The sequence below is a fragment of the Deinococcus soli (ex Cha et al. 2016) genome, from assembly GCF_001007995.1.
Classification (GTDB): Bacteria; Deinococcota; Deinococci; order Deinococcales; family Deinococcaceae; genus Deinococcus; species Deinococcus soli.
Map to the genome: position 1 here is coordinate 1,294,696 of NZ_CP011389.1, position 20,747 is coordinate 1,315,442.

The following is a 20,747-nucleotide window of genomic DNA, read 5'->3' on the forward strand; positions in this document are numbered from 1 at the left end:
GCCGCCCACCATGGGCTCGCCTGCCGGCAGGGCTCGCCTCGATGAGGCCAGCGGCGGGGAGCAGCCCATGAGCAAAACGGAATATTTCACCGTCCTTGAAGTCGCCGAGCGTTACAAACTTTCCCCCCGCGTCATCTACGCCGCCATTCATTCGGGCGACCTGCAGGCCCTGCGACTCGGCCGCAAGCTGTTTCGCGTCAGCGAGGACGCCCTGCGCGCGTGGGAACAGCAGGGGGGGCAGCGATGACGGCCGAAACCTGGCAGCGCCGCAGCCAGGAGCTGACAGCCGCCATCAACGCCATCCGCGACCTCAGTCAGGTGGAAGCCCTCATCCGCGATGTCTGCCCGAACTACCGCTTTAAAGAGTGCTCCCCCAGCGAGCTGCGTGGGTCCAGGCCGCAGGTGCCCGGCTCGGACAGCGACGGCTTCGTGGTGCGTTTGGACGGCGGGAGGCCGGTCTTCACGAGCTTCGTCGACGGAGCGAAGGGCGGCCTCTATGAACTGCTGCTCTACCTGGGTGTCCCGAGGGCAGACGCCGCAAAACGTCTGATCACGTTTGCCGGCACTTCAGTCTGCCCTGCTCTGCCACGTGCCACGGCCGCCCGCCGAGGGAAGCATCAGCTCCCTGCGGTCGTCACGGACGACGCCCTGCTGGCGGTGCTCAGAGAGGATCAGGACCGGCTCACTGACTCCAACCTCCCCAAGTCCGCCACCGGCCGGGGCATCCACGCCGCTGAGTACCGGCAGGCCGGGATGGGGGTGACCGAGGACGGCTGGCTCTCCATGCCGCTGTACGGGCCTGACGGGGCCCTGCTGGACGTGCAGAAGCGCCACCCAAAACCGGAGATCAAGGGGGGGAAATACCTGCCGCGGCTGGGTAAGCGGGAGGGCCGGAGCCCCTCCCCCATCGGCTGCTACGGCGACGCAGGTCAGCCTGGAGAGGTCTACCTTGTCGAAGGGCCTCTGAACGCGTTTACCGTTCATCTGGCGACCGGGGCGTTCACCATCGGGATGGCCGGCGAGAGCCTGAGCGTGCCCGCCCTGAAGGAGGTCGTGAGGCGCTCAGTCATCGTCTATGCGGACAAGCTGGATATCGCCATGCGCTGGAGGGACCAGCTGATCGCACACGGCGCGGGGGACGTGCTGCCGCTCCCTCCGCTCGAAGGGCGCGTAGTCGTGGGCCGCGAGGAGCGTCAGGAGGACTTCTGCCACCTGCATCACCGCCTGGGCCGCGACGGGTTCCGCGCGTTCATAGGTAACCAGGTGCGGGCCGCGCAGCGTCAGGCGGGCTACAACAGCCTCTGGGAAGAGGTGCAGACCAGATTGGATCTCGACCGCCTGGGTGAGCGGTACGAGGTCACGGCCAGGGGCGTCAGGGCGCAGACCACGCGCGAGAGAGCCCAGTCCCTCACCCCGCGGCTGCTCGCTCCCCTGCAACTGGGCCGCGCCGTCTCGGCTGGCGCCGCCGGCACACAGCCGCTGTACGTGCAACTGGGCTGGATCACCCCCGGGGGCGAAGCATGCCGGACCTGGGTGCTGCACCGCGAAGCGCGCGCTGGAACCTGCTTCTTCTCTGAGGCCCTGGAAGGCCTGCCTGTCACCGAGGCCTCGCGCCGGCAGGTGTCGTCTTACCTCGACGAGGCCGTGACGCACTTCCGCGACAAGAGCGAGGTCCGTCTCGCCACCCGCCTCGGCTGGAACGGCAACGTCTTCGCCCTCTACGAGACGCAGGAAGTCGCCTTCATAGGGACCCTCCGGCGGCCAGAAGGCCGTCTCGACACGTGGCTCGACGGGCTGAACGCCATCCTCAGCCTGGGTGAGGCCGGGCTGATCGCCCTGATCTTCCTCGGCTTCTCGGTCGGGAGCCCGCTCGTACGGCAGCTCGTGATCGCCAGAGACATCCGCCGCCCGTGGATCGGCCTGATCGCATCGACATCCACAGGGAAGAACAGCGTGATCGGCTTCGTCATCAGCGTGTGGACGCGCGAGGAGGAGATGCGCATGTCGAGCGGCAGCACGGTCAAAGGAGCCCAGGACGCCGCCACACGCTTCCCCGACCTCCCCGTGTTTCTCGATGACCTGCACACGCTGTCCGAGACGCCGGAGGGGCAGCAGGCGCTGCGGCAACTCTCGCTGGGGTTCGGCGGGGGCCAGCAGCGCCGCACCTCCACCCCGACCCTGGAGGCGCAGGGGGGGCAGGAGCGCTTCGGGGTGGCCTTTTACGCGGCGGAGCACGCCATGGCAGAGAAGATCACGGGCGGCGCCCAGATGCGCACCGTCGAGCTGGTCGGGCCTCCCCTGCCCGCCGACACCAAGGCCGTCGCGGACCGTCTCAAGCGGGCGGCCCGCGCACATGGGCAGCTCGGGGCCCTGCTGGCCGAGCAGTACAACACGCGGACACCCGAGTTGCTGGCACGGGTATACCGGTGGGAGACGACCTACCAGGCGAGGTATCGGGCCGTCGCGGACGACGCGGTCACCCTGGCGCTGCTGCACGTCAGCCTGGAGCTGTTGCAGGAGGTCACGGGGGGGACGGTGCCTGTCGAGCAGGCGGTGAGCCTGTTCGCGCAGAGGGCCGAGGAGCGGCGAAGGGAGGCCGACGATGCGCGCCGGGTGATGCGCGACCTGCTCTGCGCCCTGCAGGAAGGTGCGTGGGTTCAACGCCGCCGGGGCGACGGGAAGGCGCAACGGGTGTTGATGGATAGCGAGCAGGTCGTGGCATTCGACGACGAGACGGGCTACGACGTCCGTCCGAGCGCCGCGCTGGCGAATCAGGTGTTCGACAGCTACGGAGGCCTGATCGACCGTAAGGACATCCTCCGCAAGTGGCAAGCGCGCGGCTGGATCGTGACACGCGGGAAGGCTTTCACCATGCCGCGGTCGACCGGAAAAACCACCTGCGAGGTGTGGCGCATCACCCGCAAAGCCCGGGATGAGGCAGATCGGAAGGACTGAGGAAGGCACCCGCCACCCGGTCGCGCCCCACCCACACGTAGATATGGCAGGTTCAGGAAGTCTAGGAAGTTTAGGAAGTCAATTGCTTCAGGGGGAAAAACGACACCGCAAGCCGCGAGTGCGCCTCCTGGCCTTCCCAGACTTCCTCCCGATCTGCCTTGCATCACACCCGGCCTTATGGCATTTACATAACACGCCTCGCCCCTCGGGCCTCAGGCAGAACAACGCGAGGAGCAAGATGACCCCCAGAGTATCGCCGCAGCAAGAGATCGGAGTGCGCCCAGCGCGCAAGAACAAGCGCACCCGCGCCAACAACGCCGGCTCGGTCCGCCAACTCCCCAGCGGCACGTGGCAGGCCACCTACACCATCCCCGGCACAACCCGCCGCAAGACCTTCACCTGCCGCACCAAGCGTGAGGCCGAGAAAAAACTCAACCAGGTGCTCGCCGACCTGGACCGCGGCATGCTCGCCATCCCCGACGACATCACCCTCGAACGGTGGATGGAGCTGTACTTCGCCAACAAGCTGCCGACCCTCGCCGCCTCGACCGCCGCCGACTACGAGTGGGTGCGGGACAAAATCATCATGCCTGCCCTCGGCAAGCGCCCCATCCAGGCGCTCAGGCCCCTGGACATCGTGGGCTTTTACGCGCAGCTCGCCACGAAGTACCAACGCTCGATCCTCGTTCAGGTCCGCGCCATCCTCCGCGGCGCGCTGCGCGAGGCCCTCATCAACGAGCTGGTGATGCGCAACGTCGTCGAGGGTATCCCCCTCCCCGCCCGCAAGGCCCTCCCGGACACCGAGGACCCACAGGAGGTGAGCCGGGCGCTGACCCCAGAGGAAGTCACCCGGTACCTCGGGGCAGCCCAGACCCTGCGCGGCCGCGCCTACCGCTGGCGACGGCTGTTTCACCTCATGCTCGCCACCGGCCTTCGACGGGGCGAGATCTGCGCCCTGCGGTGGGAGCACGTCGACCTTGACCGCGGCGAGCTCAAGGTCAGGCGCTCGGTTGGCGTCGGTAAGGGGGGAAAGCCGGAAGAAGGCCCACCCAAGACGCTGAAATCCCGCCGCACCGTCACCCTCGACGCTGAACTGGTCGCCCTGCTGCGCGATCACGCCGAGGAGCAGGCGACCGAACGCGCCGCCCTGAAGGCCTGGCGTGAGCACGGGATGGTCTTCACCACCCTAAGGGGCACCCCCATCCACCCGGACGACCTCTCGAAGGTCGCCCGTGAGGTGGCGCGCGCCGCTGGAGTCGACGTGCGACTCCACGACCTGCGGCACACGCACGCCTCGCTCCTGCTCAGTCGGGGTGTGCCGGTCGAGATCGTCAGTGAGCGCCTCGGCCACGCCGACCCCGCCATCACCCTGCGCATCTACCGCCACGTCTACTACACCGAACACCTCCACCACACCTACAGCCTGCAGGACCTGCTGCATGGCGGACCTCAGCAGACGGCTCACCCCCGCCCCCTGAACTGACCCGGCAGCGCAACATCAGCAAAACATCCGAAAACTTATACAGCGCGCCCAGGGCCGCCCACCGCAGCCCCGTGGAGGCATATATGCAGAGCCAAGCGCATCACGCTGACATGCACACGCCTGCCAGGTTCCCGCCGAACATCGCCGACAAGGTCACCGAAAGGTGGCCTTTTTTCTGAGGGCTGAAGGCTCAGGTGGCCACCATGGCCTGGGCCAGCGCGCTTCAACCGTCAAGGCGACACGCCAGGGCGCGGGCGCGCAGTCACCGCGTTGTGGATGGTGTGTCGAAGGCACGCATGAGCGCCACGAAGCCCTCGTAGTGCCTCTGCCAGGCCTCGTCAGGCTGGCCTTCGAGCGGGTGGCAGACCGCCTCTCCGGCCTCGCGAGCCTCCCGCAGGCTGGCGTCCTGTTGCGCGCGCCACTCTGCGTAGGTCGGCAGCTGACTCGTCATGGGGTTCAGCTTAGCCGACTACGGCTACAGGGGCAGTTTTGTTCGGCGTGCAGCCAGACGCTCGGGCTTCGGCGTGCCCCGCGTGAGGTCGCGATGTGCGGTGGCCGTGGGTGGTCAGGGGGCGGGCACTTAGGGCTGTTGCGCACGCGTTGCGCACGGCCTTCGATCGGGGCCTTTCGATGAGGTGGATACAATAGAAAAAACTCCCTCTGGGAGGGAGTTTCTGTGGTGTGCCCGAAGGGATTCGAACCCCTGGCCTTCTGATCCGTAGTCAGACGCTCTATCCAGCTGAGCTACGGGCACGTCCTGTGTGGTGCGGTGCAGAGCTCGTTGCTCAGCCGAAAGAGATTACAGGGTCCGGGCGGAAATTGCAAGTGGGCATGAACGAGCCCGGGCAGGCGTACTCGGGCGGGGTGAAAACAGCGAACCCCCGCGCGGGGCGGGGGCTCTTGTCTGGTGTGCCCGAAGGGATTCGAACCCCTGGCCTTCTGATCCGTAGTCAGACGCTCTATCCAGCTGAGCTACGGGCACATCCTGTTGGCTGCATTCAACGTGTGGCGCGTTGAATGGTGGCGAAGAGGGAGGGATTCGAACCCTCGATACCTTGCGGTATACACCCTTAGCAGGGGTGCGGTTTCAGCCACTCACCCACCTCTCCAGTCCGGTTGTCATGTGTTGGCGAGGGGTGAGGGATTCGAACCCCCGGTAGGTTGCCCTACTACGGTTTTCAAGACCGTTGCCTTCAACCACTCGGCCAACCCCCCCTGCGTGGCGGGGCGCGCCGTCGCTGAACTCAGGCGCGAGGGGAAGTATAAGAGGGGGGGCGCGTCCTGTCAAATGCCGGTCAGGGGCGGCGGCGCAACCACGTGAGGAGGGGCAGGGCCAGCAGGGGCAGCGCGGCCAGTGCCCAGGGGCTGGGGCGGGGTGCGCGGGCCTCGCCGCGCAGCAGGGCGTGCAGGGCGTCCTCGTGCGGGGTGCGGGGGGGCGCGGGGCGGGTGGCGGGCGGGAGGGTCAGGTCGGCGTGCAGGGTGTCCTCGCGGTACCGGTTTTCCAGCGGGTGGCCGCTGTGCGCGGCGCGGTCCAGTCCGGCCTGCCGCAGTTCGTCCGGGGTGCCGTCCGTGACCCAGGGGCTCAGGGCCAGGAAGCCGGGGCGCGGGTCGGTCAGGACGTAGCTGCGCGCCCCCGGAGCCTCCTCGGCGGGGCCGGTGATGCCGCTCTGCCCGTCGAAGGTCAGGTCGAGGAGGTTCCCGACGACCATGGGGTTCACGGCGTAGGGGATCTGGCGCTGGGCGGTGACCTGCCAGCTGCTTTCCAGCCACGCGACGGGCTGGTCGCGCAGGTGCGCGGGATCGGGTGGGAGGCCTTCCTTGGCCGTCCAGGGGGAGCCGTTCGCGTCGGGTTGCAGCAGGACGGTGCAGCCCTGCGCGGCGAGTGACCCGATGACGTCCGCGCGGAATGCGTCGAGGCTGATGGCGACGCCCAGGTCCCCGGCGGGCGTGGGAAACACCCGCAGGTCATTGAGGTGGCCGGGAGTGAGGTCCACACCTCCGGCCTCCTCGTCGGGCGTGAGGTGCACCTTGTCGGTCACACCGATCAGGTCGCCGTGTGGGTCGAGCAGGACAGTCTGGTTCGTCAGGACGCCGGGCGCGCGGCGCAGGGTGGTGCCGCTGCGCGTGTAGCGGGGCATGGGTGCGCTGCCGCAGCACAGGTACACGCCGTACTCGCGGGCCAGGTCGCGGCAGGTGTGCAGGTACAGTTCGGTGTTCGCGTCGATGCCTGCGAGTTGCAGCGCGCGGATGGGTGACACCCGCTCGCGCAGCAGGACCGGCAGGGCGCGCGGCAGCCGCGCGAGGAACAGCGCCAGCGCCACCCGTTCGAAGGTCCGCAGGCGCAGCGCCCACCCGCCGCCGCGCAGCACGAGCGGCAGGCCGTTCAGTTCGGTCAGCACGACGAGGTTCACGCCGCCCGGCTTCAGGTGCGGGCGGGCCATGTCCAGCTGGGCGCGCATCCAGCGGCGGAACGCCTCGGTGGTCGTGAAGTCGCGCGCACTCCAGTGGGGTTGCACGGCGACCGCGCGGACGTGCCTCGGGGCCTGCGGGGTGGGGGCAGTCATGGTCCGCAGCGTAGCGGGTGCGGCGGGGAACGCGGGGCGCGAATCCGTGAGGAGGGGTGGCTGCACAGTGGCCCGGCGCGGCCCCGCGCGGGTCCGTATGCTGGGGCATGCCTGCACCTTCCGGCCCGGACCTGCCGACCTTCGAGTGGCTGGGGGACGCCGCGCTGACCGTCCGCACGCCGCTGGCGCGCGAGCTGTACGCCAGCCTGCGCGCCCGGCCGCTGAGTGGCGTGCAGGAGGCGGTGCCCGCGCTGAACCTGCTGACCCTGCTGCTGGACGCCCCCACGGCGGGCGAGGCGGTGCAGGAGGCCATAGCGGCCCGACTGGCGACCCTGACCCCAGCGCCGGGCGGGTCCGGGCGGCGGGTGGTGGTGCCCGTGACCTTCGGCGGCCCGGACCTGGACTGGTGCGCGGCGCACGCGGGCCTGGACCGCGCGGCCTTCGTGGCGGCGCTGTGCGCGGCGCAGCTGGAGGTGGCGTTCCTGGGCTTCACGCCGGGCTTCGCGTTCCTGACCGGCCTGCCCGAGCCGCTGCGGATGCCACGCCTGGACGCCCCGCGCGAGCGGGTCCCGGCGGGCAGCGTCGCGCTGGGCGGCCCGTGGGCGGGCGTGTACCCGCGTGAGACGCCGGGCGGCTGGCGGCTGGTGGGCCGCACCGCCATGAATTTCTTCGACCTGTCCCGCGCGGCCCCGGTGCCGTGGCAGCCCGGTGACCGCGTGCAGTTCGAGGCGCGCGCGTGACCGCCCCCCTGCCCCGGGCGTCCCGGCCGGTGGCCGGCGGGCCGCTTGCCACCGGCGCGACCGTCCTGCGTGCGGGCGTGCAGACCACCGTGCAGGACGCCGGGCGGCGCGTGCGGGCGCTGGGTGTCCCGGCGGGCGGCGCGGCGGACCCGGTCGCGCGGCGGCTGGCGAACGCCCTGGTGGGCAACGCGCCGGACGCGGCGGGCCTGGAGGTCACGCTGGGCGGCCCGACGGTCCTCTTTCACGAGGCGGCGCTGGTCAGTCTGTGCGGCGCGCCGTTCGACGCGACGCTGGACGGCGCGCCGCTGCCGCCGTGGCGGGCCGTTCCGGTGCAGGCCGGGCAGACCCTGACGGTCGGCGGGACTGCGCGGGGCCTGCGGGCCTTCCTGGCGGTGCGCGGCGGCCTGCACGGGCACGAGGTGTTCGGCAGTCGCGCCACGGACCTGCGCGCGGGCTTCGGCGGGGTGCAGGGGCAGGCGCTGCGGCCCGCCGATCACCTGACGTGGTCTCCCCTGCCCGCGCAGGCGGCGCGGCGGGCGTTCATCGCGCCGGACCTCCGCACGGCCACCGGCCCGCACCACGAGCTGCGGGTGCTCGGCACAGGCGACCTGACGGCCGACCTGCGCGGGTCACTGCTGGCGCGGCCGTTCACGGTCAGTCCGCAGGCGGACCGCATGGGCGCCCGCCTGACCGAGTCCGTCGCGGCCCCGCGCGACCCGGCGCGGCCCAGCCTGCCGAACGTGCCGGGCCTGCTCCAGCTGCCGCCGGACGGCCGCCCGATCCTGCTGCTGCCCGACGCGGGCACGCACGGCGGATACCCGACGCCGCTGGTCGTGATCACGGCCGACCTGCCCCGCCTGGGTCAGCTGCGCCCCGGCGACACCCTGACCCTGCGCGAGGTGACCCGCGAGGCCGCCCACGCCGCGCACCTCGCGCAGGAGTGGGGGCTGCGGCAGGCGGAGTGGATGCTGAGACAGTGAGTGGGGAGTGGGCCAGATGCCGTGCCACTCCCTACTTCCCTCTTTACTTCAGCGCGGCGTCCAGGGGCAGGTCGCGGCCGTGCGCCAGGGCGCGCAGGTCGTCGGGCGTGGTGGGGCTGGGGGTCACGTCGGGCGTCAGGGGCTGGCCGCGCAGGTCGTTGGCGCGGCCGATGGTGACGCTCAGGCCCCGGTCACCGCTGATGGCGCCGATCACGGTGACGGTGTTCCCGACGCCGGAGGTGCGTTCCCCGGTCAGGGTGGCACCCGTCTGCGCGGCCAGCTGCGCGACGATCTCGGAGGCGCTGGCGGACCCCTCGTTCACGAGGATGGTCAGCCGGCCCGTCCAGCGGGCGGGGGTGCCGACGCCCAGGACCGGGCTGGTCGGGGCGCAGTTGTACCCTGCAAGGACCTGACCGCCCCGGTACGCGAAGGTGACGTCCTGCCCGTCCAGGGTCTCGATGGTCTCCCCAGCGCGGTCGCCGACCAGGGCGCCGGCCACGCCGATCGCCTCGGACAGCAGGCCGCCGCCGTTGCCGCGCAGGTCGAGGATCAGGTGGGTGGCGCCTGCGCGCTGCGCGCCCCCGATCAGGGCGTGAACCTGCTGCGCGACGCCGGTGGTGGCGAAGGTCGGCAGGCGCAGGAGCACGGTGCCGGGCGCGGGGGTGCGCGCGTACGGCAGGGGCGCGCTGCTGAGGACGCGGGGCGTGACGGTCGTGCTGGCGGTGGTTTCCGCGCCCGCCTGAACGCGGCGGTACGTGACGGTCACGGGCTGACCGGCGGCGCTGGCCTGCCCCAGCAGGGCATTCAGGCGCGCGGCGTGCGCCGCGTCGCTGTCCCCGGGCTGGCGGGTCAGGGCCTGCCCGCCGATGGCCAGCAGGGTGTCGCCGCGCGTCAGTCCGGCCTGCGCGGCGGGCCACTCCGGGAACGCGTCGAGCAGCACCGCGCCGTCCTCGCCGGGCACCGCGGCCCAGCGGACACCCAGGCGGGGCGCGGGCGTGGGCGCCGCGCTCAGGCTGTCCCGGAACGCCCTGAATCCGGCGGCGTCCAGGACGTAGGTGTGCCCGTCGCGCACGCCGTCCACGTACTCGTTCATGAACGCGTCGGTCCGGGCGGTCAGGTCGGCGGCGCGCAGGTTCCCGAACGCCGCGCGGGCCGTCCTCTCGGCCTGCTCGTGCAGCGCCTGGAGGTCCACGCCGGACTCTCCCCAGTAGCTGCCGTTGATGGCCTCGCGCACGTCCAGCAGCTGGTCGAACAGGCTGGGGGTCACCTGGGCACGCAGCGGCGCGCGGAGGTTCACGCCCATCAGCCGCCCCGGGCCGCCCAGGCCGGACAGCCACGCGGGCGTCAGGGCGCAGCTGGGCTGCGCGGGGCGGGTGGCGCGCGCGACGGTGGGCACGTCGTCGTCCTGCGTGGCGCTGGGAGGCGTGGGTGTGGGGGTGCAGGCGGCCAGCAGCAGCGGCAGCAGCAGGAGTCGGGTGCGGGTCACGTCCGCATTGTGGCGCGCGGCGGGTGGATACACTGACGGACATGACCCTGAGCATCGACCTGAACGCCGACCTGGGCGAGGGCAGCGCGCACGAGGAGACCGTTATGGGCGTGGTGAGCAGCGCGAACATCGCCTGCGGCGGGCACGCCGGGGACGCCGGAACGATGCGGGACTCGCTGCGGCTCGCGGCGCGCTTCGGGGTGGCGGCCGGCGCGCACCCGGGCTTCCCGGACCGCGAGGGCTTCGGGCGGCGCGAACTGCACTTCCCCCCGGACGACGTGCGGACCTTCGTGCGCGAGCAGATCGAGGCGCTGAAGGCCGTCGCGGCGCGTGAGGGAGTGCCGCTGCGGCACGTCAAGCCGCACGGGATGCTGTACAACATGGCCGTGCGGGACGAGACGCTGGCGCGCGCGGTGGCACAGGCGGCCGCCGACAGTGGCGTGCCGCTGTACTTCGGGCTGGCGGGCGGCGGCAGCGTGATGCTGCGCGAGGCGCGCGCCGCCGGGCTGCGCGAGATCGGCGAGGGCTTCGCGGACCGCGGGTACGCGCCCGACGGGAGCCTGTGGCCGCGCGGGCAGACGGGCGCGCTGCTGGACGCGGCCGCGGCGACCGCGCAGGGCGTGCGGATCGCGCGGGACGGCGTGACGACCGCCGTGACCGGCGAGCCAGTCGCCGTGCCCGCCCGGACGCTGTGCCTGCACGGTGACGGCGCCGAGGCCGCCGAACTGGCCCGGGCGCTGCGCGCGGCCCTGGAGGCGGCGGGGCTGCGCGTGGCTGCACCCTGACCGGGCCAGCGGGAGACAGCTGACCCGGCGGGCACTTCCTGTCAGGTCCGCGTGAGAGCCGCCGTGCTGCAATCGACCCTGAGATGCTGCCCGACTTCCGCCCCGGTTCACTGAGTGCGTCCGCCCGCGAAGCCCGCGGCGGGGTGTTCCGCACCACGCTGGACCGCCGGGTGCTGAACCAGAGGGTGCTGGGCGGCGCGCTGCTCGCCACGCTGCTCGCGGCGCTGTACCACCACAACGACCCTTTCGAACGCGTCGCGCTGCCCACCATGGCCGTCCTGCTGGGCACGCTGCTCGCCACGCTGGCGTTCACCCGCGCGCCTCTGCTCATCACGCAGACGGTCGGGCTGGTGGTGGGCTGGGTGTACCTGCTGGCCAAGGTCGGATACGTGCTGTTCGTGATGGGCGACGCGGGCCTGCCGATGCTGCTGAACCTCGCGCCGTGGGCGGGCGTGCTGCTCGCCTCGCACCTGTGGACGCTGGGCCCGCAGGGCAGCGCGCACCTGAACGTCGCCGCGCTGGGCAGCCTCGCGGCCCTGCTCGCCATCAGGGTTGCGCTGGACCCGGCGTCCGCGCAGGCGAGCGTCACCGGCACCGTCCTCCAGATGCTGCTGGCGGGCGGCGTGCTGCTGCTCGGGCAGCGCGGGGCCGCGCACCGCATGACCGGCGACGTGCGCCGCGCGGTACTCGGCCAGGACACGCCGGGCCTGGACGCCCTGACCGGCCTGCCCGACCGGGTCACGCTGGAACGCCAGCTGGAAGGCGCGTACCGCCAGTCCCCAGAGCATCTGGTCGTCGCCGCGATCGCCGTGGACACCCAGGAACCGCCCGACCTGACCGGCCCGAACTTTCAGGTGCGGCTCTCCGCGCACGTGTCACGCGTCATGATGAGCACTGTGCGCGACCAGGACCTGCTGGGCTGCCTGGGGGACGGCGTGGTCGCGCTCGTCATGCGCGCCCCGGACGCCCGCTCGGCACGCGCCGCCTGCGAGCGGCTGCGCGTGCGGGTCGCGTCCCGACCGCTGGACGGCGTGAACCCCACCGTGACCATCGGGCTGGTGTACGCCGACGGACACCTGGATCCGCAGGCGCTGCTGCGCGCCGCCGAGGACACCCTGGGTGCGGCCCGGCAGTTCGGCCAGAACCGGGTTCTGCTCGGCCCGGCCCGCCCAGACCCGGACGGGAACGCCGAGAACCTCGACGCGCTGTTCGCCTGACCCGGGGTAGGGGCGCCCCTCCCGGCGCGCAGGCTTTTACGGCACAATCAGGAGGCACTTGCCACCCGTCCGCTTCCGGCGGCAGAAAGGACCTCTTCTGATGAAAAGCAAACAATGTCTGGTGATCGGCCTGGGCCGCTTCGGCACGGCCGTCGCGACCACCCTCTACGAGATGGGGCACGAGGTCGTGGCCATCGACCAGCACGAGGAGAACGTCGAGCGGGTCATGAACCTGGTGACGCACGCCGCCATCGTGGACGCCAGCGACGAGCGGGCCCTGCGCGCCCTGGGCGTCGGGGATTTCGATGTGGTGGTCGTCGCGATCGGCACGGACGTGCAGGCGAACATCCTGGCAACCATGAATGCCAAGAGCCTCGGCGCGCCGTACGTGGTCAGCAAGGCCATCGACGAGATGGCGCGCCGGGTCCTGGAGCGCATCGGCGCGGACCTCGTGATCCGGCCCGAGCATGACATGGGCGTGCGCCTGGCGCGCCAGATCGCCACGCCGAACATCGTGGACACCCTGGACCTGGGCGGCGACTACGCCATCGTGGAGATCGAGGCGAACGAACGCCTGAAGGGTACCCTGCGGGACCTGAACCTCACGGGCCGCTTCAACGTGCAGATCATCGCGATCAGCCGCGCCGGGAAGATCGAGGTGACGCCCCGCGCCGAGGACGAACTGCGCCCGCACGACAAGCTGGTCGTGATCGGCACGAGTCACAACATCGACGATCTGCGCCGCTACCTGGGCGAGTAACCCGCACACCTCCCCCACTGCCAACCGCTGTCTTTCTCAGATGCTCGCTCTGCTCGGTTCAGAGGTCTCGAAGAAGCCCTTCACGACCTCTGAACTCTGCTGTCAGCGGTGGTTGAGGGCCACGACCATCGCGGCCAGCAGGGGCAGCAGCGCGCTCAGGCCCCACACCACCATGGGGCGCGCCGCGCCGGGCCGCAGCAGGAACAGCAGCAGCAGGGCCGCGCAGGCCAGCGTGACGATCAGGTAAAGGACTCCCACGCCGCTCAGGATAGCCCTCAGCGGTCCGCGCGGGTCTGCGCGGCGTCCAGCGCGGCCTTCGCGCCGAGTTTGCCGGTGGTGGCCTGCGTGATGGCGTCCTCGATCAGGGCGGTCCACCCGGCGTACTCGGGCGTGGTGGGGCGCGGCACGGCCCGGCTGATCTGGGCGTGCGCGGCGCGCAGCTGTGGGTTCTTCGCGTACCAGTCGTCCAGCAGGGGCACGGCGGCGCGGCGCGGCGGGACGTACGCGGTGGTCTTCACCCAGTCAGCCAGCCGGGCGGGCTGCATGAGGTACTGCCAGAACGCCACGGCGCCCGCCTGCTCGGCGGCCGGGGTACCTTTCGGGATGGTCAGGGTCGCGCCGCCCAGCGGGACGGTGCAGGCACCCTCCTTCTCACAGGGGAAGGGCGCGACGCCCAGGTTGAAGAACGGCAGCTTGCGCGCGTCGGTCCAGTTGGCGACGCTGGCCAGCACGAAGATGTTCTGCCCGCGTGCGAAGTCGAACGCGGCGCGGGTCGCCTCGTTCAGGGTGCGCGGCTGGGCCTGCCCGGCGGCGCTCATGCGGGCCAGCTGGGTCAGGGCGTCCACGGCGTCCGGGCTGTTCAGGCGGGGGCGCTCGCCGCCCGTCAGGGTACCGCCGCGCGACAGGACGTTCGCCTCGAAGGTCCAGGCGTCGGCCGCGGCGACCAGCGGGCGGCGGCCCCCTGCGGCCAGGGTGCGGCTGGCGCCTTCCAGCTGCGCCCAGGTGTCGGGGGCGCTCAGGCCCGCTTTCTTCAGGGCTCCGGCGTTGTACATCAGGACGGGCACGCTGACGTTCCACGGAAGGCCGTAGGTGCGTTCGCCCAGCTGCCCGGTCTTCCACACGGCGGGGTAGATGTCGCCGCGCAGCGCGCCGGGCAGGTCGTCCACGCGGGCACTCAGGTCGGTGAGCTGCCCGGCCTGGGCCAGGGTGGGGAACTGCGTGAATTCCAGTTGCGCCAGGGCGGGCGCCGAGCCGCTGCGCAGCGCCGCCTGGAGTTTGGGCAGCAGTTCGCGGTAGTTGCCCTGGTTGACCGGCACGATCTCGTAGGCACTCTGGCTGGTGTTGAACTCGCGGGCGTAGGCCTGCACGGTCCCCTGCACGCCGCTCATGGCGTGCCAAAATTCCACGCGGACGGGCGCGGCGTGCGCGGCGGTGGTCAGCAGCACGGCGGTCAGGGGCAGGGCGGAGGCGCGCATCGCGGGTCAGGATAGCGGGCCGGGCTGACCCGCGTCTGTCCCCGCGGCGGGTGCCGGTCAGGGCAGCACGGGGTACAGGTCCACGCGGCTGCCGGGGCGGACGTCGGTGCGGGCCGCGATGCCCACGACGGCGGCCGTGCCGGGCCGGTCGTTCAGGCGGGTGATGAGCGGCACGAGTTCGCCGACGTCCAGGCCCTGCACGTACTCGCTGGGCACGCCGCGCGTGGTGAGGTCAAGCGTGACGTCCTGCACGAGTTCCCCGATCTGGTCCTGCATGCGGCGCAGGTCACCCAGCGTGACGGTCGAGCGGCGGATGACCTGCCCGGCGCGGTACAGGACGGCGTTGGCGCGCGCGTCGCAGGTCAGGTCGACCGGGAAGCCCACGGCGGCGTTCTGCGCGGCGCGGCACTGCACGAAGGCGCTGACGTTCAGGCCGCGCAGTTTGGTCTCCAGGGCGCCGCGCGCGGCGGGGGTCAGGCGCGCGGCGGGGCTGCCCTTGGCGCCGCGGGTGGCGGCGCTGCGCGCGGCGTCGAGCAGGAACTGGTCGAGGTTGCGCACGCCGGGGACCACCGCGGCGTACACGAGGTCGTTCTTGGGGTAGGCGAGGTCGGTGTTGCGCGTGGCGCTCAGTTCGGCGCGGCTGCTGGAGTACTCGTCCTGCAGGCGGCCCAGCGTGGCGCGCAGGGCGTCGTTGCTGTCGCGCAGCTGCTGCTGCTGGAGTTGCAGGGCGCTCAGGTCGGCCAGGATGCGGGTGCGGTCGCGGGCGGCCTGGTCGCGGGCGGTGATCAGCGCGGCGCGTTCGCTGCTCAGGCGGTCGCGTTCGGCGCGCAGGGCGTCGCGGGCCTGCTGCGCGGCGCGCTGCTGCGCCTGCGCGTCCAGCAGGGCCTGCCGGGCGGCGCTCAGGGCCTGCTGGGCTTCGCGCAGGGCGCGGTCGGCCTGCGCGCGGTCCCGGGCGAGCGTGTCGATCTGCGCGCGGGCCTGCTGCGCCTGCGTCTGGGCCTGCTGCGCGCGGGTCTGCGCGTCCCGGGCGCGGGTCTGGGCCTGCTGGGCGAGGGCCTGCTGCGCCTGCGCGCGGGCCTGCGCGGTCTCGGCGGCCGCCTGCGCGTCGCGCGCGCGGTCCTGGGCGCTGCGCGTTTCCTGTTCGGACAGCGCGATGCGCGCGCCGAGGTCCACGACCTGCGCGTCGAGGTTCTGCGCGCGGGTCTGACTGGCCGTGAGGGAGGTTTCGGCCGCCTGGAGTTTCGCGCGGGTCTGCGCGGCGCGCGTCTCCAGTGTGCGCTGCGCGGCGGTGAGTTCCTGCACGCGGGTCTCCAGGGTGCGGGCCTGCGTCTGCACGCGGGCCTGCGCGGCGCGGGCGTCCGTGAGGGCCGTCTGCGCGGCCTTCAGGGCGCTCTGGGCGGCCGTCTGCTGCTCGCGCAGGCGCGCGGCTTCCTGCTGGGCGCGGTCGCGGTCGGCCTGCGCGGCGCGGATGTCCTTGCGCAGTGCCTCCAGCTGGGGGCGCAGCTGGTCGGCCTGCGCGATGGTGTTCACGGCGCTGCTGTTCAGGATCAGGAACGCCGCGAGACTGGCGGCGCTGATGCCCATGCCGGACAGCACCGCCACGACGAGGGCGGTGGTCTTGGGGCGCATGCCGAACCAGCGCAGGTGCTTGCGTCCGGCCTTGCGGGCGATGGTGTCGGCGGCGTACGCGACGACCCCCGAGAGGATCACCACGAAGGGCAGGAACAGCCACAGCACCTAGCAGACTCCCCGGGTCACAGCTCGAAGTCGTCGCCGAGGTAGTGCGTGCGGGCGTCCTCGTCCTGCGCAAAGCTCTGCGGGGTGCCCTCGAACTTCACCTCGCCGTCGTACATCAGGTACACGCGGTCGGTCAGGGCGATGGTCTCGCGGACGTTGTGGTCGGTGATGAACACGCCCAGGCCGCGGCGGTCGCGCAGGTCGCGGATCAGCCGCTGGATCTCGCGGATGCTCTTGGGGTCCACGCCGGTGAAGGGCTCGTCCAGCAGCAGGTAGTCGGGGTCGGTGGTCAGGGCCCGGGCGAGTTCCAGGCGGCGGCGTTCCCCGCCGGACAGCTGGTACGCGAAGCTGCCCGCCAGGTGGCTCAGGCCGAATTCGGCCAGCAGCGCGTCGGCGCGGGCCTCCTGCTCGGCGCGCGGCAGGCCCTGGTATTCCAGGATGGCCAGCAGGTTGTCGCGGGCGGTGAGCTTGCGGAAGGCGCTGGGTTCCTGCGGCAGGTACCCCAGGCCCAGCCGGGCGCGTTCATGCATGGGCAGGCGGGTCAGGTCGCGGTCTCCCAGCGCAATGCGGCCCGCGCCGGGTCGGATGAACCCCACCAGCATGTAGAAGGTGGTGGTCTTGCCCGCGCCGTTCGGGCCGAACAGCGCGACGATCTCGCCGGGCTGCACGCGCAGGTTCACGTTCCGCACGACCGAGCGGCGCCCGTAGGTCTTGCCCAGGCCCTCGGCGTGCAGGTCCGGACGCCCAGGCGTGACAGCCGGTTGCAGCGTGGAGGTGGTCGCGGTCACGTCCGGCAGCGTATCACCCCGGGGGGGCGCCGCCCGTGAAAGAACGGTGATGCGCGCCCCTGCGGCCGAACTGACAGCCCGTCAGACGAACGTGACAAATTCAACATTAAGGTGGGTGCGGGGGGACTTCTGCCACGTCCGAAACGGCAGCGCCGCCCGCCACCTCCTAACACCCACCGGAGACTTCCATGACACGCGCCCGATTCGCCCGCCTCCTGCCGAGCCTGCTGCCCAGCCTAGTCCTCAGCCTCAGCCTGCCCGCCGCCGCCCAGACCGTCTGCGCCCAACCCGCCGCGACCGGGAACGTCAGCGGTCTGGGCGGCGTCGTGAACACCTACTTCCCCGGCCCGGTCACCGACACCACCCTGAGCGCCGGGACGACCGCCGTCACCTTCGGCACGGTCCGCCGGGGCGCGGCGCAGACCGTCGCCGCCGGTGACCTGCTGCTGCTCATGCAGATGCAGGGCGCGGACATCGACGCGACGAACACCGACAGTTACGGGGACGGCGTGGCGGGCGGCGCGGGCAGCGGGCAGCTGAGCAGCAACCTGTTCGCCGGACGCTACGAGTTCGTGCGCGTCACCGCCGTGACCGGCGCGGGCAGCGTCACGGTGCGCGGCCAGGGCGCGGGCGGCGGACTGGTGAACACCTACGTGAACCGCGCGGCGACCGCCACGCAGGGGCAGGCGCGCTACCAGGTGATCCGCGTGCCGCAGTACGGCAACCTGACGCTGGGCGCCGCGCCCGTCACCGCCGAGGCCTGGGACGGCACGGACGGCGGCGTGGTCGTCCTGGACGTCGCCGGCACCCTGAACTGGAACGGGGGCAGCGTGAACGTGAACGCCCTGGGGTTCCGCGGCGGGGCGGGCCAGGGGCTGGGCGGGGTGGGCGCGGCGACCGGGTACACGAACCTCGACTACCGCAACGTGACCGCCGGGGCTACGCACGGCAACAAGGGCGAGGGTCTGGCAGGCACGCCACGCTTCGTGCTGGACCCCGTGACGTCCACGCTGATCGACACGGGCGCCGAGGGCTACCCGAACGGCAGCCGCGCGCGCGGCGCACCCGGCAACGCGGGCGGCGGCGGCACCGACGGCGCCGTGAACGTCAACTCGCAGAACAGCGGCGGGGGCGGCGGCGCGAACGGCGGGGGCGGCGGACAGGGCGGCAACAGCTGGAGCAGCAACCTGGCCATCGGCGGGTTCGGCGGCAAGGCCGCGCCCGCCAGCCTGGGTGCCCTGTTCATGGGTGGTGGGGGCGGCAGCGGTTCGCGCAACAACGGCAGCGGCGTGCAGGGCAGCGGCGGCGCGGGCGGGGGGATCGTGATCATCCGTGCTGGACAGAGCACCGGGACAGGCACCATCACTGCCAGCGGACAGACGGGCACCGCCACCCTCAACGACGGTGCGGGCGGTGGCGGGGCGGGCGGCACGGTGATCGTCATGACCGGCAGCGGCACCCTGAGCGGCGTGAGCATCACCGCCAGCGGCGGGAACGGCGGGAACGCCTGGCCCGCGCAGGCCGCCGGGGCGAACAATGTGAATGCGCACGGGCCGGGTGGGGGTGGCGGCGGCGGGATCGTGTACACGAACGTGTCGGGCGCCAGCATCACAGCCGCGCCGGGCGGGAACGGCACGTCCACGTCGGGCGCCGTGGCGTTCGGCGCGCAGCCGGGCGTGACGGGTACCATTCCCGGCGGCAGCCTGACCGGGCTGCCGGGCATCCGCGAGGGCGCGGCCTGCCCGGTCCTGAGCGTCAGCAAGTCCACCAGCACGCCCACCGTGTGGCGCGGCGCGAAGGCCACGTACACGCTGACGGTCACGAACGCCGGCGGGGCGAGCAACAGCGTGCGCGTGCAGGACACCCTTCCGGCAGGCTTCACGCTGAGTGGCACGCCCACGGTCACCCCCACCTCGGCGCGGGTCGCGGCTGCGGACACCAGCACCGCGACCGCACTGGACCTGAAGACCTTCCGACTGGCGTACGGGGAGAGCCTCACCGTGACCTTCGACGCGCTGACGCCCACCGACCCGGCGCTGCGCGGCACGGTGTATCAGAACAGCGCCTCGGCCAGCACCACCGACGCCGCCGGAAACGCCGTGACCGGCACGTACCTGGGGAGCAGCAGTTCCGCGGAGGACGTCCGCCTGCTGTTCCCCAGCCTGAAGGTGACGAAAGCCGTGCGGAACGTGACACAGGACGAGAAGAAGACGCCTGCGGTCCGGAATTTCGGCACGAGCGGCGGCGGGTACCCGGGCGACCGCCTGGAGTACTGCCTGACCTACCTGAACGACGGGGATGGCCCGCTGAACGGCGTGAGCCTCACGGACAGCATCCCGGCGAACACGTCGGTTCTGCCCGACGCCTACGGGGTCGGGCTGGGCGTGCAGCTCACCCCGGCGTCCGGCACGGCCGAGACGTACACCAGCGCCGCCGACACGGATGCCGGGCAGCTGAGTCAGGCGGGCGGACTGAGCGTGGCGTTGGGGACCGTGGCGCAGGGCGCGTCCGGCACCGCCTGCTTCCAGGTGAGCGTCCGCTGAGGCGCCCGCCCGCGGCGGGTGGGCGCACGCAGGGCTAGACTGGGGGCATGTTGCTGACGATTGTCGTGCTGGATTCCGTGGGCGCGGGTGAACTGCCCGACGCCGCGAGCTTCGGGGACGCCGGGGCGCACACCCTGAACCACACCCTGCGGGCGGCGCCCGTACGCCTGCCGAACCTGGCGGCGCTGGGCCTCGCCCAGGTGCCCACCATCGAGACCGGGGACGCGACCGTGCCCGCCGGACCGGCCGCCGGCGCCTTCGGTCGCCTGCGCGAGGTCAGCCCCGGCAAGGACACCAGCACCGGCCACTGGGAATTCATGGGCATCCAGCTGGAGCACGCCTTCCAGGTGTTCCCGGACGGCTTCCCGCCCGCCGTGATGGACCGCTTCGACGCGGCGACCGGGCGCGGGCACCTGTGCAACAGGCCCTACAGCGGCACGGACGTCATCCGGGACTTCGGCCCGGAGCACATGAAGACCGGCGCGCCCATCGTGTACACGAGCGCGGACAGCGTGTTCCAGATCGCCGCCCACGAGGACGTCGTGCCGCTGGAGACGCTGTACGCATGGTGCCGCGCGGCCCGCGAGATCCTGCAGGGCGAGTTCGCCGTGGCGCGCGTGATCGCCCGGCCCTTCCGGGGCGAGTTCCCGTTCGAGCGGGCCAACGAGCACCGCAAGGACTTCAGCCTCGTGCCGCCACCCACCGTGCTGGACGCCGTGAAGGCCACCGGGCAGGCCGTGGTGGGCATCGGGAAGATCCCGGACATCTACGCGAACCAGGGCTTCACCGAGGAGATCCACACCGACGACAACGCCGACGGGATCGCCAAGACCCTGGCCCGCATGCATCAGGCCGCGCAGGACGGCACCTCTGGGCTGATCTTCACGAATCTCGTGGATTTCGACAGCAAGTTCGGCCACCGCCGCGACCCCGAAGGCTACAGCGCGTGCCTCGCGGCGTTCGACGCGGCGCTGCCCGACCTGATCGCCGCCGTTCCCCGGGATGGCGCGCTGATCGTGATCAGTGACCACGGGAACGACCCCACCTGGAAGGGCTCGGACCACACCCGCGAGCACGGGCTGCTACTGGTGCACAGGGCGGGCGCGGCGGGCGTGGCCCTGGGCGACCGCGCCACCTTCGCGGACGTGGGCGCGACCGTCGCCGAGGCGCTGGGCGCGGCGTGGGACGGGCCGGGTGAGAGCTTCTGGACACAGCTGACCTGACCCCCGAGGCG

17 protein-coding genes and 4 tRNA genes are annotated in these 20,747 nt (G+C 72.0%); 10 read left to right on the forward strand and 11 right to left on the reverse strand.

Annotation, left to right across the window (positions count from 1 at the left end; translation table 11 throughout):
- The first annotated feature begins 67 nt into the window (after window positions 1-67).
- The 3 genes from SY84_RS06410 (at window position 68) to SY84_RS15830 (ending at window position 4,438) form a co-directional block, all read left to right on the forward strand.
- On the forward strand, window positions 68-247 hold the full coding sequence (locus SY84_RS06410; protein WP_052751064.1) for a helix-turn-helix domain-containing protein: 180 nt from the start codon (window positions 68-70) through the stop codon (window positions 245-247).
- Window positions 244-2,955, forward strand: a complete 2,712-nt coding sequence (locus SY84_RS06415) for a DUF927 domain-containing protein (protein WP_046843326.1) — start codon at window positions 244-246, stop codon at window positions 2,953-2,955. The genes SY84_RS06410 and SY84_RS06415 overlap by 4 nt, the downstream gene beginning before the upstream one ends.
- Window positions 2,956-3,229: 274 nt before the next feature.
- A complete protein-coding gene (locus tag SY84_RS15830; protein WP_052751065.1) occupies window positions 3,230-4,438 on the forward strand; it encodes a tyrosine-type recombinase/integrase in 1,209 nt (402 codons plus the stop codon).
- A gap of 262 nt (window positions 4,439-4,700) precedes the next feature.
- Here the strand turns inward: SY84_RS15830 and SY84_RS06425 are convergent, their stop codons facing one another.
- The 6 genes from SY84_RS06425 to SY84_RS06450 all read right to left on the reverse strand — a co-directional run bounded on the left by SY84_RS06425 (window position 4,701) and on the right by SY84_RS06450 (window position 7,002).
- Window positions 4,701-4,889, reverse strand: a complete 189-nt coding sequence (locus tag SY84_RS06425) for a hypothetical protein (RefSeq protein ID WP_046843327.1) — start codon at window positions 4,887-4,889, stop codon at window positions 4,701-4,703.
- Window positions 4,890-5,115: 226 nt separating this feature from the next.
- Window positions 5,116-5,192: transfer RNA gene (locus SY84_RS06430), tRNA-Arg, on the reverse strand.
- Between the two features lie 151 nt (window positions 5,193-5,343).
- A tRNA-Arg gene (locus tag SY84_RS06435) sits at window positions 5,344-5,420 on the reverse strand.
- Window positions 5,421-5,459: 39 nt separating this feature from the next.
- Window positions 5,460-5,547 (reverse strand) — tRNA-Ser (locus SY84_RS06440).
- Window positions 5,548-5,565: 18 nt separating this feature from the next.
- Window positions 5,566-5,653 (reverse strand) — tRNA-Ser (locus tag SY84_RS06445).
- An 80-nt stretch (window positions 5,654-5,733) separates the two neighbouring features.
- The gene (locus SY84_RS06450; protein WP_046843328.1) at window positions 5,734-7,002 is read right to left on the reverse strand and encodes a nitrilase-related carbon-nitrogen hydrolase; all 1,269 of its coding nucleotides are present in this window, start codon (window positions 7,000-7,002) and stop codon (window positions 5,734-5,736) included.
- Window positions 7,003-7,109: 107 nt separating this feature from the next.
- Between SY84_RS06450 and SY84_RS06455 the strand changes: the two genes are divergently transcribed.
- A complete protein-coding gene (locus SY84_RS06455) occupies window positions 7,110-7,742 on the forward strand; it encodes a 5-oxoprolinase subunit B family protein (RefSeq protein ID WP_052751066.1) in 633 nt (210 codons plus the stop codon).
- Window positions 7,739-8,722: a biotin-dependent carboxyltransferase family protein gene (locus SY84_RS06460; protein ID WP_245621421.1), complete on the forward strand. Its 984-nt coding sequence runs from the start codon at window positions 7,739-7,741 to the stop codon at window positions 8,720-8,722. The genes SY84_RS06455 and SY84_RS06460 overlap by 4 nt, the downstream gene beginning before the upstream one ends.
- Window positions 8,723-8,765: 43 nt before the next feature.
- On the opposite strand, the gene SY84_RS06465 is transcribed toward SY84_RS06460, so the two are convergent.
- Window positions 8,766-10,208, reverse strand: a complete 1,443-nt coding sequence (locus tag SY84_RS06465; RefSeq protein ID WP_046843329.1) for a S41 family peptidase — start codon at window positions 10,206-10,208, stop codon at window positions 8,766-8,768.
- Window positions 10,209-10,249: 41 nt separating this feature from the next.
- Here SY84_RS06465 and pxpA point away from each other — a divergent pair, with 41 nt between their 5' ends.
- The 3 genes from pxpA to SY84_RS06480 all read left to right on the forward strand — a co-directional run bounded on the left by pxpA (window position 10,250) and on the right by SY84_RS06480 (window position 12,970).
- Window positions 10,250-10,993, forward strand: coding sequence for a 5-oxoprolinase subunit PxpA (gene pxpA, locus SY84_RS06470; protein ID WP_211117129.1), 744 nt, complete (start codon window positions 10,250-10,252; stop codon window positions 10,991-10,993).
- 83 nt (window positions 10,994-11,076) lie between these two features.
- On the forward strand, window positions 11,077-12,210 hold the full coding sequence (locus tag SY84_RS06475) for a GGDEF domain-containing protein (protein ID WP_046843330.1): 1,134 nt from the start codon (window positions 11,077-11,079) through the stop codon (window positions 12,208-12,210).
- A gap of 100 nt (window positions 12,211-12,310) precedes the next feature.
- Window positions 12,311-12,970, forward strand: a complete 660-nt coding sequence (locus SY84_RS06480; protein ID WP_046843331.1) for a potassium channel family protein — start codon at window positions 12,311-12,313, stop codon at window positions 12,968-12,970.
- Between the two features lie 102 nt (window positions 12,971-13,072).
- Here SY84_RS06480 and SY84_RS16460 read toward each other — a convergent pair whose 3' ends face one another.
- Genes SY84_RS16460 through lptB form a run of 4 tightly spaced genes read right to left on the reverse strand, consistent with a single transcriptional unit; the run spans window position 13,073 to window position 16,970 of the window.
- Window positions 13,073-13,228, reverse strand: coding sequence for a hypothetical protein (locus SY84_RS16460; protein ID WP_157882914.1), 156 nt, complete (start codon window positions 13,226-13,228; stop codon window positions 13,073-13,075).
- Between the two features lie 17 nt (window positions 13,229-13,245).
- Window positions 13,246-14,445: an ABC transporter substrate-binding protein gene (locus SY84_RS06490; protein WP_046843333.1), complete on the reverse strand. Its 1,200-nt coding sequence runs from the start codon at window positions 14,443-14,445 to the stop codon at window positions 13,246-13,248.
- A gap of 57 nt (window positions 14,446-14,502) precedes the next feature.
- Window positions 14,503-16,182, reverse strand: a complete 1,680-nt coding sequence (locus tag SY84_RS06495) for a DUF3084 domain-containing protein (protein ID WP_046843334.1) — start codon at window positions 16,180-16,182, stop codon at window positions 14,503-14,505.
- A 17-nt stretch (window positions 16,183-16,199) separates the two neighbouring features.
- Window positions 16,200-16,970 (reverse strand): LPS export ABC transporter ATP-binding protein, encoded by a 771-nt coding sequence (gene lptB / locus SY84_RS06500; RefSeq protein ID WP_046843335.1) that lies wholly within the window; start codon window positions 16,968-16,970, stop codon window positions 16,200-16,202.
- A gap of 188 nt (window positions 16,971-17,158) precedes the next feature.
- Here lptB and SY84_RS15835 point away from each other — a divergent pair, with 188 nt between their 5' ends.
- Window positions 17,159-19,513, forward strand: coding sequence for a DUF11 domain-containing protein (locus tag SY84_RS15835; protein WP_052751067.1), 2,355 nt, complete (start codon window positions 17,159-17,161; stop codon window positions 19,511-19,513).
- A gap of 47 nt (window positions 19,514-19,560) precedes the next feature.
- Window positions 19,561-20,736 carry a phosphopentomutase gene (locus SY84_RS06510; protein ID WP_046843336.1) on the forward strand — a complete coding sequence of 392 codons (1,176 nt, stop codon included), beginning with the start codon at window positions 19,561-19,563 and terminating at the stop codon, window positions 20,734-20,736.
- Window positions 20,737-20,747: the final 11 nt, after the last annotated feature.

Bases quoted from the DNA above. Each gene is read 5' to 3' on its own strand.
- SY84_RS06490 (WP_046843333.1), bottom strand. From the start codon at position 14,445: ATGCGCGCCTCCGCCCTGCCCCTGACCGCCGTGCTGCTGACCACCGCC.
- SY84_RS06450 (WP_046843328.1), bottom strand. From the start codon at position 7,002: ATGACTGCCCCCACCCCGCAGGCCCCGAGGCACGTCCGCGCGGTCGCC.
- SY84_RS06510 (WP_046843336.1), top strand. From the start codon at position 19,561: ATGTTGCTGACGATTGTCGTGCTGGATTCCGTGGGCGCGGGTGAACTG.
- pxpA (WP_211117129.1), top strand. From the start codon at position 10,250: ATGACCCTGAGCATCGACCTGAACGCCGACCTGGGCGAGGGCAGCGCG.
- SY84_RS06410 (WP_052751064.1), top strand. From the start codon at position 68: ATGAGCAAAACGGAATATTTCACCGTCCTTGAAGTCGCCGAGCGTTAC.
- SY84_RS06425 (WP_046843327.1), bottom strand. From the start codon at position 4,889: ATGACGAGTCAGCTGCCGACCTACGCAGAGTGGCGCGCGCAACAGGAC.
- SY84_RS06480 (WP_046843331.1), top strand. From the start codon at position 12,311: ATGAAAAGCAAACAATGTCTGGTGATCGGCCTGGGCCGCTTCGGCACG.
- SY84_RS15835 (WP_052751067.1), top strand. From the start codon at position 17,159: ATGACACGCGCCCGATTCGCCCGCCTCCTGCCGAGCCTGCTGCCCAGC.
- SY84_RS06415 (WP_046843326.1), top strand. From the start codon at position 244: ATGACGGCCGAAACCTGGCAGCGCCGCAGCCAGGAGCTGACAGCCGCC.
- SY84_RS06475 (WP_046843330.1), top strand. From the start codon at position 11,077: ATGCTGCCCGACTTCCGCCCCGGTTCACTGAGTGCGTCCGCCCGCGAA.
- SY84_RS06455 (WP_052751066.1), top strand. From the start codon at position 7,110: ATGCCTGCACCTTCCGGCCCGGACCTGCCGACCTTCGAGTGGCTGGGG.